The sequence below is a fragment of the Tatumella ptyseos genome (genome assembly GCF_030552895.1).
Taxonomy (GTDB): domain Bacteria; phylum Pseudomonadota; class Gammaproteobacteria; order Enterobacterales; family Enterobacteriaceae; genus Rosenbergiella; species Rosenbergiella ptyseos_A.
Map to the genome: position 1 here is coordinate 2,376,981 of NZ_CP130649.1, position 13,367 is coordinate 2,390,347.

The 13,367-nt window shown below is 45.7% G+C and carries 13 protein-coding genes; 5 read left to right on the forward strand and 8 right to left on the reverse strand.

The window, feature by feature from the left end; genetic code table 11:
- Positions 1-6: 6 nt before the first annotated feature.
- The 4 genes from QJR74_RS11370 to proS all read left to right on the forward strand — a co-directional run bounded on the left by QJR74_RS11370 (position 7) and on the right by proS (position 3,843).
- Positions 7-825 carry a MetQ/NlpA family lipoprotein gene (locus QJR74_RS11370; RefSeq protein WP_304371963.1) on the forward strand — a complete coding sequence of 273 codons (819 nt, stop codon included), beginning with the start codon at positions 7-9 and terminating at the stop codon, positions 823-825.
- 109 nt (positions 826-934) lie between these two features.
- Positions 935-1,339 (forward strand): Rcs stress response system protein RcsF, encoded by a 405-nt coding sequence (gene rcsF / locus QJR74_RS11375; RefSeq protein WP_304371964.1) that lies wholly within the window; start codon positions 935-937, stop codon positions 1,337-1,339.
- Positions 1,336-2,046, forward strand: coding sequence for a tRNA (N6-threonylcarbamoyladenosine(37)-N6)-methyltransferase TrmO (gene tsaA, locus QJR74_RS11380; RefSeq protein WP_304371965.1), 711 nt, complete (start codon positions 1,336-1,338; stop codon positions 2,044-2,046). Before rcsF ends, tsaA begins: the two co-directional genes overlap by 4 nt.
- Positions 2,047-2,124: 78 nt before the next feature.
- Positions 2,125-3,843: a proline--tRNA ligase gene (gene proS, locus QJR74_RS11385; protein WP_304371966.1), complete on the forward strand. Its 1,719-nt coding sequence runs from the start codon at positions 2,125-2,127 to the stop codon at positions 3,841-3,843.
- Between the two features lie 39 nt (positions 3,844-3,882).
- On the opposite strand, the gene arfB is transcribed toward proS, so the two are convergent.
- Positions 3,883-4,314, reverse strand: a complete 432-nt coding sequence (gene arfB / locus QJR74_RS11390) for an alternative ribosome rescue aminoacyl-tRNA hydrolase ArfB (protein WP_304371967.1) — start codon at positions 4,312-4,314, stop codon at positions 3,883-3,885.
- The gene (locus tag QJR74_RS11395; RefSeq protein WP_304371968.1) at positions 4,296-4,841 is read right to left on the reverse strand and encodes a YaeQ family protein; all 546 of its coding nucleotides are present in this window, start codon (positions 4,839-4,841) and stop codon (positions 4,296-4,298) included. Before QJR74_RS11395 ends, arfB begins: the two co-directional genes overlap by 19 nt.
- Positions 4,842-5,086: 245 nt before the next feature.
- On the opposite strand from QJR74_RS11395, the gene rof reads away from it, so the two are divergent.
- Complete coding sequence (rof, locus tag QJR74_RS11400) at positions 5,087-5,347, forward strand: Rho-binding antiterminator (RefSeq protein WP_048911577.1); 261 nt, start codon at positions 5,087-5,089, stop codon at positions 5,345-5,347.
- On the opposite strand, the gene tilS is transcribed toward rof, so the two are convergent.
- From tilS to lpxB, 6 genes are all read right to left on the reverse strand, one after another.
- Complete coding sequence (gene tilS, locus QJR74_RS11405; protein ID WP_304371969.1) at positions 5,334-6,686, reverse strand: tRNA lysidine(34) synthetase TilS; 1,353 nt, start codon at positions 6,684-6,686, stop codon at positions 5,334-5,336. The genes rof and tilS overlap by 14 nt on opposite strands.
- On the reverse strand, positions 6,676-7,071 hold the full coding sequence (locus tag QJR74_RS11410) for a VOC family protein (RefSeq protein ID WP_304371970.1): 396 nt from the start codon (positions 7,069-7,071) through the stop codon (positions 6,676-6,678). Before QJR74_RS11410 ends, tilS begins: the two co-directional genes overlap by 11 nt.
- 68 nt (positions 7,072-7,139) lie before the next feature.
- Positions 7,140-8,099, reverse strand: coding sequence for an acetyl-CoA carboxylase carboxyl transferase subunit alpha (gene accA / locus QJR74_RS11415; RefSeq protein WP_304371971.1), 960 nt, complete (start codon positions 8,097-8,099; stop codon positions 7,140-7,142).
- Positions 8,100-8,111: 12 nt separating this feature from the next.
- Complete coding sequence (gene dnaE, locus QJR74_RS11420) at positions 8,112-11,594, reverse strand: DNA polymerase III subunit alpha (RefSeq protein WP_304371972.1); 3,483 nt, start codon at positions 11,592-11,594, stop codon at positions 8,112-8,114.
- Positions 11,595-11,626: 32 nt separating this feature from the next.
- Complete coding sequence (gene rnhB / locus QJR74_RS11425; protein WP_304371973.1) at positions 11,627-12,226, reverse strand: ribonuclease HII; 600 nt, start codon at positions 12,224-12,226, stop codon at positions 11,627-11,629.
- A complete protein-coding gene (gene lpxB, locus QJR74_RS11430) occupies positions 12,219-13,361 on the reverse strand; it encodes a lipid-A-disaccharide synthase (RefSeq protein WP_304371974.1) in 1,143 nt (380 codons plus the stop codon). The genes rnhB and lpxB overlap by 8 nt, the downstream gene beginning before the upstream one ends.
- Positions 13,362-13,367: the final 6 nt, after the last annotated feature.

The following is a 13,367-nucleotide window of genomic DNA, read 5'->3' on the forward strand; positions in this document are numbered from 1 at the left end:
AATCCCATGACTTTTACACTAAAAAAATTGGCCACTCTCAGCGCGGTTGTTGCAACATTAGCTTTAGTTGGTTGTGACCAGAAAGCGCAACAAGATCCTAACCATATCAAAGTCGGTGTCGTTGCCGGTGCTGAACAGCAAGTAGCAGAAGTTGCTCAGAAGGTTGCTAAAGATCAATATCACCTCGATGTTGAACTTGTCCCATTCACTGACTATGTGCTACCCAACGAAGCGTTGAGTAAAGGTGATATTGATGCCAATGCTTTCCAGCATAAACCTTATCTGGATCAGCAAATTAAAGATCGCGGATATAAACTTACCGCGGTGGCGAAAACCTTTGTTTATCCTATCGCAGGTTATTCGAAAAAAATTAAGTCTTTAGATCAACTGCAAGACGGAGCTCAAATTGCCGTACCGAATGACCCAACGAATTTAGGGCGTTCATTGCTGTTATTACAAAAGGTCGGATTAATTAAATTGAAAGATGATGTTGGGCTACTGCCAACCTCTTTAGATATTACAGAGAATCCTAAAAATCTTAAGATTGTTGAATTAGAAGCGCCACAACTTCCACGCTCGCTAGACGATAATAAAATTGCCATCGCCGTGATTAATACAACCTTTGCAAGCCAGATCGGCCTAACTCCTGTGAAGGATGGCTTATTTACTGAGGATAAAAACTCTCCTTATACAAATCTTATCGTGACTCGCGAAGATAATAAGGATGCCGATAACGTTAAGAAATTTATCAAAGCTTATCAATCAGATCAGGTTGAACAAGCCGCAGATAAAATTTTTAACGGTGGTGCCATTAAAGGTTGGTAAATACTGTTAATATAGTAAGTAAAGGCGACGCGAGTCGCCTTTCTTTTTTCAATAGGCGTCGATACCTGTATGCTAACCCTCTAATGAAAAGTTGAGTGAGGAAGATTCAATGCGTTTTAGCTTATTACCACTCTGTATGGTAGTTGTCGGACTTGTCGGTTGTACAACTCAATACAAACCCGTTGAGCCTTTCCCCGAAAAGTCCCAGACGCTACATCAAGAAAAAGGCCGTAAAACTGTACACAGAGTGACGCCGGTACAACTTTATACGAATCCTGCTGACCTTATTAATAAGCCATTTCGTGATTTAGGTGAAGTCTCCGGTGAAGACTGCCAAGCAAATGCTCAAAGCTCGCCGCCAAATCTCAATACCGCACGTAAGCGTATGCAGGTTAAAGCCTCATCGTTAAAGGCCAATGCAGTCCTTGTTCACCAATGTGAAGTCATTTCGACTAACTCTGGGTGTTACCGTGAAGCAGTTTGCCAAGGTTCAGCACTAAAAGTCTCACAATGAATGCATTTTCTTTAGCGCAAATTGGAACGATTCACTCACCTTGGAAGGAGAAATTTGCGGTTCCCCGTCAACCAGGGTTAGTCACGGCAATGGGGGCTGAGCTGGAGCTTATCGCTCCTTATAATCACCATGATATGGTTCGTGGTATCGAAAATTTCAGCCATCTATGGCTGCTTTTTATCTTTCATCAAACTCAGCAACAAGGGTGGAAGCCACTTGTTCGTCCCCCTCGACTTGGCGGCAACGACAAGATTGGTGTCTTGGCGAGCCGTTCCACGTTTAGACCAAATCCCATTGGTATGTCTCTCGTCGAGTTCAAAGGCATTCGCCATGACAAAAAGCGCCTTATCCTTGAGTTAGGGAGTGTTGATCTGGTGGATGGTACGCCAATTGTCGATATTAAACCCTATTTACCTTTTGCCGAATCTTTACCTGATGCTCGTGCAGGCTATGCACAATCGCCCCCAGAAGCCAGTATGCAGGTTTATTTTTCGGATGCGGCAGAGCAGCATTTATTGTGTTATCAACACAGTCATCCAGACTTGGCTGAATTTATCCAACAAGTCCTAGCTCAAGATCCTCGTCCAGCGTACCGCCGCCACCAAGATGACGCTCATTTTTATGCTGCCAGTTTAAGTGATTTTACTGTACGCTGGCGGGTAACACCGATGGGAACAGAAGTGATTGCAATTGAGCCCATGAAATAGGCTTTTTACGCCATTCACTCACTGATAAACTATATACTACTCACTAAAACAGCTTTCCGTTCAACTGGAACCTTATTAATGCGCACTACTCAATATCTACTTTCAACGCTCAAAGAGACACCTTCTGATGCTGAAGTTATCAGTCATCAGTTAATGCTTCGTGCAGGGATGATCCGTAAACTTGCTTCAGGCTTATATACTTGGTTACCGACCGGTGTTCGCGTTTTACGTAAAGTCGAAAAAATCGTCCGTGAGGAAATGGAAAACGCGGGTGCCATAGAAGTGACAATGCCTGTTGTACAACCTGCCGACTTATGGGAAGAAAGTGGACGTTGGGAACAATATGGTCCAGAGCTTTTGCGTATAAAAGATCGCCATGAGCGCCCTTTTGTACTCGGCCCAACGCACGAAGAAGTGATTACCGATCTTATTCGTAACGAACTGAGCTCATACAAACAACTACCGTTAAACTTATTCCAAATTCAGACTAAGTTTCGCGATGAGGTCCGCCCACGTTTTGGCGTGATGCGTTCACGCGAATTTATCATGAAAGATGCCTATTCTTTCCATAGCAATCAAGATTCCCTGCAAGAAACCTACGACATCATGTACCGTGCTTACAGCCAGATATTCAGTCGTATGGGGTTAGATTTTCGTGCAGTGCAAGCTGATACTGGCTCGATCGGGGGAAGCGCGTCTCACGAATTCCAAGTCCTCGCAGAGAGTGGCGAAGATGATATCATCTTCTCTGACCAATCAGATTATGCAGCCAATATTGAATTAGCAGAAGCTGTGGCGCCGACCATCGAACGTGCTGCCCCTTCTCAAGCTTTGATGCAACAAGACACACCACATGCTAAGACTATTGCTGATTTGGTTTCGCAATTCTCTCTTTCAATCGATAAAACGGTTAAAACGCTTATCGTCAAAGCAGCAGAAGAGAGTGAACATACTTTAGTGGCGCTGTTGATTCGTGGTGATCATGAATTAAATGAAGTAAAAGCCGAGAAGTTAGAGGTTGTTGCCTCCCCTCTCTGTTTTGCAACAGAGCAAGAAATTCGTGACGCTATCGGAGCAGGACCTGGCTCACTCGGCCCTATTGGATTAGCGATGCCAATCATTGCTGACCACAGCGTGAAAGCAATGAGCGATTTCGCTGTAGGGGCAAATCTAGACGGTAAACACTGGTTTGGTGTTAACTGGCTACGAGATCTGCCAGAAGCACGCTACGCCGATATCCGCAATGTGGTAACTGGCGATAAGAGCCCTGACGGTAAAGGTACCTTGCTCATTAAGCGCGGTATTGAAGTGGGTCATATCTTCCAACTTGGAACTAAGTACTCTGAAGCATTGAAAGCGACCGTTCAAGGTGAAGAGGGTCGTAACCAAACCCTATTAATGGGGTGTTACGGAATCGGTGTGACACGTGTTGTCGCAGCAGCTATTGAACAAAATCACGATGACAGAGGGATTATTTGGCCAGAAGCTATTGCTCCTTTCCACGTTGCAATTTTACCAATGAATATGCATAAGTCTTTCCGCGTACAAGAACTCGCCGAAAAACTCTATGAGCAACTGCGTAGTGCAGGACTAGATGTGATTTTAGACGACCGTAAAGAGCGTCCAGGCGTCATGTTCGCTGATATGGAGCTCATTGGTGTGCCGCACTCTATTGTTATCGGCGATCGCAATTTAGATAACAATGAAATCGAGTACAAAAATCGCCGTACTGGTGAAAAAGAGATGTTATCGCCAGAAGCCATTGTTGAACGTTTACTGTCTCAAATCAAACGCTAATCATCTATCGATGGCCCTTATAATGAGGGCCATTATTCATCAATCTAGGTTCACTTTACCCCGTAAGTTTTTCTTAGTCGAAGCACGATTTTTTCCATCCAGACGTCGCAGTTTAGAAGCCTTTGTTGGCTTAGTCGCCTTACGCGTTTTTGATACCACTAATAATTGTGCCAGTACTAACCTTAGCCGCTCTATCGCCAAGGCCCGATTTTTCTCTTGAGAGCGCGCGTTCTGTGATTTAATCACCATCACTCCATCCTCAGTCAATAGATGGTGACGCTTACTCATAATCAGGTTTTTCGCATTGTCCGTGAGACTTGAGTTTTTCACATCAAAGCGAAGATGAATGGCGGATGAAACCTTATTCACATTTTGGCCACCCGCTCCTTGCGCACGTATTGCAGACGTTTCGATTTCTGTACTCGCAATCTGTTCCTGCGCGTTGATAATAATTACACTGCTTTCTGCCATAGTTCTAACTCTATTTCTGCGCTATTACTTCCATCTGAAAGCCAGATTACGCCTTCTTGTAAGGTGACTTGTAACGACATATTGCGTTGTGCGAACGCTGCAAGCTGCATTAATTGCTCGTCGCTAGCATGCCAAATGGTCAAATTTTTTAAATGTGAGAGCTTATCCGAGTTCTGCTGCTTCCACACCGCAGCAGCACGGGATTGGTAAGTAAACAACACCACCTTTGACGATTGACTAACGGCTTTTTTTAGACGTTTTTCATCAGGTAAGCCGAGCTCAATCCATATCTCTGGACGACCATGATCGTAGTGTTGCCAAATTTCAGGCTCTTCACCCGAAGAGAGCCCGCGTGTAAATTCCAATCGATCTGAGGCGTAAAGGCACCAAGCAAATAACCTTAACATCATCCGTTCATCGTTTTCTGAGGGATGACGTGCCAAGGTTAGGGTATGGCTTGCATAGTAGTGTCGATCAAGATCTGAAATATCGACATTAGCCTTAAATATAGTGGCTTTTAACGCCATAAGTTCTCCAATTTTGCCCTATTGTGATTTAGCAGGATGTGTGGGCTGACTTGCATTACGCCTTACAAACGCCTAGGCTAACCTAAAGATAAAAAGTGACAACATAGGGTAACTCTTCGTATTATCTCAGCACAGTCTGGCATATTACGTTGCCATAAGCTTAAAGTTCAGTGACGCATTACAACAATGTACTGCGTTTGTGTAAGGCCCGCGGGAATCCGCCATTTACTTACAGGTGAGCAATTATGTCAATCAATGATACCTATCAGCCCATTAATTGTGATGACTATGACAATCTGGAACTCGCCTGCCAACATCATTTGTTACTTCAACTCACCCTACGTAGCGGTGAGTCGTTGAAGGCAGAAGCAGCCGATTTGTTCTTGAGAAAAAAAGTTGAGTATCTTTCGTATAAGTATCATGGTGAGCAACATGAAGTTCGGTTAGATGCTATTGAAAGCTTTAGTCACCCAGAAATTGGGACTATCACCATTACTCAAAACTAGTCTCTTCCCCAGAGCTAAAATGTATCCATGGTTTTAGCTCTGGATCTATCCCCTCCCATACTACCCTGTACCCTTCACCTGTCGTTGACACGCCAGTTTGTGTAATAAAAACTCCCGGTGCACAGACCAACTCCTCGTTAAAATAGATAAGTGGGATGTTTTCTCTTAGCCAAACGGGAACACCCTTCTCTTGCCATATTTTTTTAAGATTTCTTCCACCCTGACGATCAATAAGGTGCAAATAAGCTGATTGGCCAAAACGAACCGTAATGACTTCCTCTTCAGTGGGGGCTCGCAAGCCTACGCATTGGTGTTTAGCCGCCATCAAGCTTAAGGTCCCGAGACTATTTGGGAGCGTCAATGAGCTTGAGACTTCTGACCATGGCACCGTGGTGCCGCGTAAAATGGGAAAGGTTCGACCAAGATAGAGACGCTGCTGGTAACGCCGTAGCGTTTTTTCGCCCATCTGTAATTGTGGTGTCGCGTCTTCACGGCTTAACGCTATTTCTTTCCAAAGACGAGCTAGGGCTTCACGCGAGGGTGCCGGCGAACCGTTTTCGCTCAACCACCTCCGCAAGAGAGCATTTCGCTTCTGCTCTGTGCCGTCTGCTAAATAACCTATTTCGATTGAGCCGTCGTCTGCTACGCATCGTTGCAAATCTGTAGCTAGCAGCTCATCGAGTAAACTTTCTTGCTCAGCACACAATTCCGCGCTGCGGGTAACACTGCGAGAGAATTGTGGCCAACGCTGTATTAGCTGCGGCAAGATACGTAAGCGCAGAAAATTTCGATCATAATGATCATCTTGATTACTTTCATCGTCGATCCAGCACAACTGATTGGATATTGCATAGCATTCAAGCTCTTGGCGAGATACGTTTAACAGCGGACGAAGGTGCCAATTATTCCCGATTCTACGTACCGATGGCATTGCTGAGAGGCCTGTAGGCCCACTGCCGCGTTTTAGCGCGAGGAGAAAAGTTTCACACTGATCATCTTGATGATGAGCAGTCACCAACGCTTCATCTGGTTCAAGTATTTCCTTAAAAATACCATAGCGCAAACTTCGTGCTTCAGCCTCAATACCCCCTCTCACTCCGACCAGCTGCACTTTACGGCTAGAAAAAGGAATCGCTAACTCGGCACATACACGCTGGCAGTGCTCCAACCACTGATCTGCATGATCGCTCAATCCATGATGAATATGGATAGCGCGTAAGGAGAGCGATTGAGTAATTTGTAATTGCGAAAGCTGATGTAGTAAAACGGTGGAATCAAGTCCCCCACTAAAACCGATCAAAAGCTTTTTATGACCACGAAGCGTTAAATTACTTACCATCTTGATAAAATTCCAGCGGTAAGCCATCAGGATCACTGAAGAAGGTGAAAGCCTTATCCGTGAGTGGATCAATTCGGATCGGTTCACACGCAATGTGATGCGAGGCTAAATACTGCCTCGCCAGCTCGAGGTCTTCAACAGCGAAGGCAAGATGGCGTAACCCGCACGCTTCAGGATAACTTACGCGTGGTGGGGCATCAGGAAATGAGAAGAGTTCAATGACGTACTGCCCGCCTAATGCGAGATCTGCTTTCCAAGATTGACGCTCAGCACGATAGGTTTCGTTAAGTAGCGCTAGACCTAGTATGTCACAGTAGAAATGTCGACTCTTTGGATAATTAGAGGCGATAATCGCGATATGGTGGATACCTTTAAGATTCAGCATAGCCGCTCTACCCTGATAAAAAGTGATAAAAAAAGGCCGCCAAAGCGACCTTATTTATTAGCTAATACTTACGCGTAACCGTAGCTCATCAGACGCTCATAACGGCGATCTAATAGTTCTTCGGTAGAAAGTTCATCAAGCTCAGCTAAATCCGATAATAATTGCTCTTTAAGGGCTGCAGCCATCTCTTTCGGATGACGGTGTGCTCCCCCTAATGGCTCAGGGATCACTGAATCAATAAGCTCGAGTTCGGCAAGACGATCGGCTGTAATACCCATTGCTTCGGCGGCAAGTGGAGCTTTATCTGCGCTTTTCCACAGAATCGACGCACATCCCTCTGGCGAAATCACCGAGTAAGTGCTGTATTGCAGCATATTAACTTTATCGCCCACACCGATAGCTAATGCACCACCCGAGCCGCCCTCACCGATAACAGTACAAATAACCGGCACAGTTAAACCCGCCATTTCACGTAAATTACGAGCAATCGCTTCTGCCTGACCACGTTCTTCAGCCCCGACACCTGGGTATGCCCCTGGAGTATCGATGAAAGTGATGATAGGCATTTTAAAGCGCTCGGCCATTTCCATCAGACGCAGTGCTTTACGATAACCTTCTGGTGCAGGCATACCGAAATTACGGCGAATTTTTTCTTTCGTCTCGCGACCTTTTTGATGACCAATAATCATCACTGGACGCCCGTCTAAACGCGCGATACCACCGACAATGGCTTTATCGTCTGCATAAGCCCGATCACCCGCTAACTCATCGAAATCATCAAACGCATTACGCACATAATCCAGAGTATAGGGACGCATTGGATGACGCGCGAGTTGTGCAATTTGCCAAGCACCTAAATCTGCGAAGATTTTTTTAGTCAGCTCGACACTTTTGCCACGCAAGCGTTGAATTTCATCATCAAGATTAATGTCATGCTTTTCATCTTGAGGGCCAAGGGATTTCAGTGAATCAATTTTCGCTTCAAGTTCAGCGATAGGCTGTTCAAAATCCAGGTAATTAAGACTCATAATGTTCCTGTTTTAATCAAACTCCAGTTCAACCTGCTCCGTTCCGATGACGAGACGCAGATCGTTTAATAAACGATCACTTGGCGTTACCCGCCAAGTTGCCCCAAATCGCAATTTAGCCCGAGCATCGTCTCTTTGATAATAGAGATTCACCGGGATGGTGCCTGAACGGTGAGGTTCAAGAACCTGTCGAAGACGGTTTAAAAGCTGGTCATCAATTTGCCTGTCCATTAGTGAGAGAGCAAGCCCGCGAGCATACTTTTCACGAGCTTCATCAATATCCATCACTTCTCTTGCAATCATTTTAAGACCACCAGAGAAATCATCGAAACTGACCTGTCCACTAACAATCAGAATTTTATCTTTTTCCAGTAACTGCTGATATTTGTCTAGCGCGTCAGTATATAACATTACTTCTAAACGACCAGAACGATCATCCAGCGTACAAATACCAATTCGGTTGCCACGTTTAGTGACCATCACTCTCGCAGCGAGGACTAACCCTGCGGCGACGGTTATTTTGCCACGTTCAGTGGGATGCATATCTTTTAAACGCATCCCGCCAACATAACGTTCGATTTCCTTCAAATACTGGTTAATAGGATGACCAGTAAGGTATAACCCTAATGTCTCCCGTTCACCGTCTAACTGTACCTGTTCTGGCCATCGATTTATACTGGCATATGACTGTTCAATCTGTTCAGGCTCTTCTGCGAGTACCCCAAACATATCACCCTGCCCTGTAGCTTCTGCCTTTGAATGCTGATCGGCGGCCTTCAGTGCGTCATTTAATGCACTCATTAATGCCGCGCGATGAGGTCCTAAACGGTCGAAGGCACCGGACATTATCAGTTTTTCCATCACACGGCGATTAATTTTTTTAATATCCGTGCGTGCGCAGAGGTCAAATAGCTCCTTAAAATAACCGCCTTGATTCCTCGCTTCAAGTATTGCTTCAATTGGACCTTCACCAACGCCTTTTATTGCACCAATCCCGTAAACAATTTCACCGTCATCATTGACGTGGAATGGATAAAGCCCAGCATTAATATCGGGTGGTAGGACCTTTAAGCCCATTCGCCAACATTCGTCGACCAACCCAACCACTTTTTCTGTATTATCCATATCTGCGGTCATCACAGCAGCCATAAATTCGGCTGGGTAGTGAGCCTTTAACCACAAAGTTTGGTAGGAGACCAAAGCATAAGCCGCTGAGTGGGATTTATTAAAACCATAACCGGCAAATTTTTCCACGAGATCGAAGATCTTCATCGATAATTCGCCATCGACACCCATTCGCTCTGCGCCTTCTTTAAAGACTGAGCGCTGCTTAGCCATCTCTTCCGGTTTCTTTTTACCCATCGCTCGGCGCAACATGTCTGCACCGCCCAGTGTGTAACCAGAGAGTACTTGTGCTATTTGCATGACCTGTTCTTGGTACAGGATGATGCCATAGGTTGGCTCAAGCACTGGCTGCAAAGTTTCGTGCTGCCACTGAATATCCGGGTAAGAAATTGCCTCACGGCCATGTTTACGGTCAATAAAGTTATCAACCATTCCTGACTGTAGTGGGCCAGGGCGGAATAATGCGACCAGTGCGATCATATCTTCAAAGCAGTCGGGTTTTAATCGCTTAATAAGATCTTTCATTCCACGCGATTCAAGCTGGAACACAGCGGTAGTTTCCGCACGCTGCAGCATGTCGAAGCTTTTTTTATCGTCGAGCGGAATCGCATCGATATTAATCGGGGGCTCGCCTTGTTTCTCACGCCGGGCATTAATCATCTGTAATGCCCAGTTGATAATCGTTAATGTCCGTAAGCCCAAGAAGTCAAATTTAACGAGACCTGCATACTCTACGTCATTTTTATCAAACTGAGTGACTGGATGTTGGCCAAGTTCATCACAGTATAGTGGAGCGAAATCGGTAATCTTGGTAGGCGCGATGACCACGCCTCCTGCATGTTTACCCGCATTACGGGTTACCCCTTCGAGCTTACGAGCCATATCGATAAGGGCTTTAACTTCTTCATCCGCCTCGTAGATTTCAGGCAATTGAGGCTCGGCAATGAAAGCTTTCTCTAGCGTCATCCCAGGATCGGGGGGGATGAGTTTTGAAATCCGATCAACGAAGCCATAGGGATGCCCAAGAACTCGGCCAACGTCGCGAATAACCGCCTTCGCTGCCATGGTTCCGAAGGTGATAATTTGTGAAACCGCTTCTCGCCCGTACATTTCTGCCACGTGATCAATGACTAAATCACGTTTCTCCATACAAAAATCGACATCAAAGTCTGGCATCGATACACGTTCTGGATTAAGGAACCGTTCGAACAGTAGATCAAATTCTAAGGGATCGAGGTCAGTGATTTTTAAAGCGTAAGCCACCAATGACCCGGCACCTGATCCCCTGCCAGGACCAACCGGCACGCCGTTGTCTTTAGACCACTGGATAAACTCCATCACGATAAGGAAGTAACCAGGGAAGCCCATCTGATTGATAACCGTCAATTCTACCTCTAAGCGCTCATCATAGGCTGGACGCTTAGCAGCACGAATCTCATCGTCAGGAAAGAGGAATAATAGTCTCTCTTCTAAACCCTGTTTGGAACTGGCGACCAAAAAGTCTTCCGTGGTCATCTCCCCCGTAGGAAATTGAGGAAGGAAATATTCGCCAAGACGGATGGTAACGTTGCAACGGCGAGCAATCTCGACGCTATTAGCTAAAGCCTCAGGGATATCCGCGAAGAGTTCACACATCTCTTCTTCAGTACGGAGATATTGTTGTTCGGTATAAAGTTTAGGACGTTTGGGGTCGTCTAGCGTGTAGCCATCATGAATGGCAACTCGAATTTCATGCGCATCAAAATCTTGATGGCTGAGGAAGCACACATCATTACTGGCCACGACCGGAACTTGATGATCAACCGCTAACTGTAGCGCTTTGTGTAAATAGTTCTCTTCTTCATTGCGACCCGTTCGGGTAAGTTCCAAATAGTAATTATTTGGGAAGTATTCTTGGTAGAAAGCAAGGCACTGTTCCGCTAAGACAGTATTACCTCTTAATAAGCTATAACCCACATCGCCTTTAAAGCCTCCCGATAACAGGATAAGGCCCGAAGCATGTTCAATTAACCATTGTTGGTCGACAGTCGGCCCTTGATGGCCATATCCTCGTTGGTAAGCTTTGGAAATAAGTAGTGTTAGGTTCTGATACCCATCATTGTTAGCCGCGAGCACGGTTAGTTGCATCGGCTCATCCCCTAACAGGGGATTAATCACTTTGAGGTCAGCACCAATAATAGGTTTAACACCCGCCCCCATCGCCGAACCATAAAACTTAACCAAGCCACACAAATTCATGTGGTCCGTAATACCCAAAGCAGGCATACCTAAACTCGCTGCTTTTTTTATTAAAGCACCGGTTTTAGCAATACCATCAATCATGGAGTAATCGCTGTGGACATGAAGATGAATAAAACGTGGGTTAGCCATATTGCTCGCTTTTCGGGTGTTGAGTTGTCTGATTAGCTGGACTGGATAGCCAAAATAGTTCTGACCGGCGCGAAACTGCGACGATGTTCTGGAATTGGACCAAAACGTGTTAATTGTTCCAGATGCTTAGCAGTAGGATAGCCTTTATGTTGGGCAAATCCATACTCTGGATATTGCTCATCGAGTAACGCCATTTCTTGGTCTCGAGTGACTTTCGCTAGAATAGAAGCCGCGCTGATTTCTGCCACTAAACTATCCCCCTTCACCACTGCTTGAGCAGGCATTGGTAAAACTGGACAACGGTTACCATCAATCAATACAAAATCAGGCGTCAGTGATAGCCCCGCAATCGCTCGCTGCATCGCCAGCATCGTCGCATGAAGAATATTAAGCTGGTCTATTTCATGCGGTTCTGCACGGCCGATTGACCAAGATAACGCTTTTTCTTTAATTTCGCTGCATAGTATCAGCCGCTTCTTTTCACTTATTTTTTTCGAGTCCGCTAATCCTAAAATAGGGTTATTCGGATCTAAAATGACGGCTGCTGTGACAACATCCCCCACTAAGGGGCCGCGTCCCACCTCATCAACACCGGCGATATAGTGTGCGTTAGGATAGATAAAATCAGGCATTGATAAGTCCTAGTACTGCTTCTGCAGCTTGATTATCTGCATCCCAGCGTATTTGCTGATGCAATGTTAGGAAAGTATTTAATAATTCCTGTCGCTCAGGACTCTCGTGCAGTAACGGCTCAAGGGCTGATGCTAAGTTCTGAGGAGTACACTCTTCCTGAAGCAACTCCTTCACTAATTCCTTACCGGCGAGAAGATTGGGTAAAGATACCCACTGCGTTTTAACTAAACGCTTGGCTAGCCAAAAAGTAAAAGGCTTCATTCTATAGCCAACCACCATCGGGCATTTGGCCAGCATACATTCTAATGCAGCGGTCCCAGAAGCCAATATCGCGGCATCGCTCGCGATCATCACTTCACGGGCTTTCCCCTCTACCAAGTGCAATGATAAGGTTGGTGCAATTTCCTGCTTGATGGCAAGGAACTGTTCCGCGCGGCGTGCATTGGCAGCAGGAACAACGATTTCAAGATCAGGATAACGCTCTTTCAGCAGGACCGCAGCCCGTAAAAAATCAGCGCTCAGCATTTCCACTTCACTCGAGCGACTACCCGGTAGCAGCGCTAAGCAACGCGCTTGAGGGGGAATATCTAAAGTCTGTCTTGCCGCGAGTTTATCAGGGTGAAGAGCGATATCGTCCGCCATTTTATGGCCGATGAATTGACAAGGGACATCAAAGCGGTCGTAAAACGCTTTCTCAAAGGGGAGAAAGGCTAGTACTAAGTTAGTATTACGGCCTATCTTAAAGACTCTTTTTTGACGCCATGCCCAAACCGAGGGGCTGACATAGTGGATAGTTGGAATTCCCGCTCGCTTTAATTTGCCTTCTAACGGGATATTAAAATCAGGGGCATCGATTCCAACGAAAACATCAGGCTTAAGCGCTGTCAACCGCTGAGTTAACTCACGGCGGATCTGTAATAATCTTTTTAAACGGCCTAATACTTCGACGATCCCCATTACTGCCAATTCTTCCATCTCATACCATGCTTCGCAGCCTTCTGCTTGCATTAGCGGGCCAGCGATACCTACGAATCGGATATTTGGATTTTTTTGTTTAAGTGAACGGATTAATCCGGCACCTAAAATATCGCCGGAGGTTTCTCCGGCGATAAGGGCAACAGTCAAAGGACGCATGAAAAC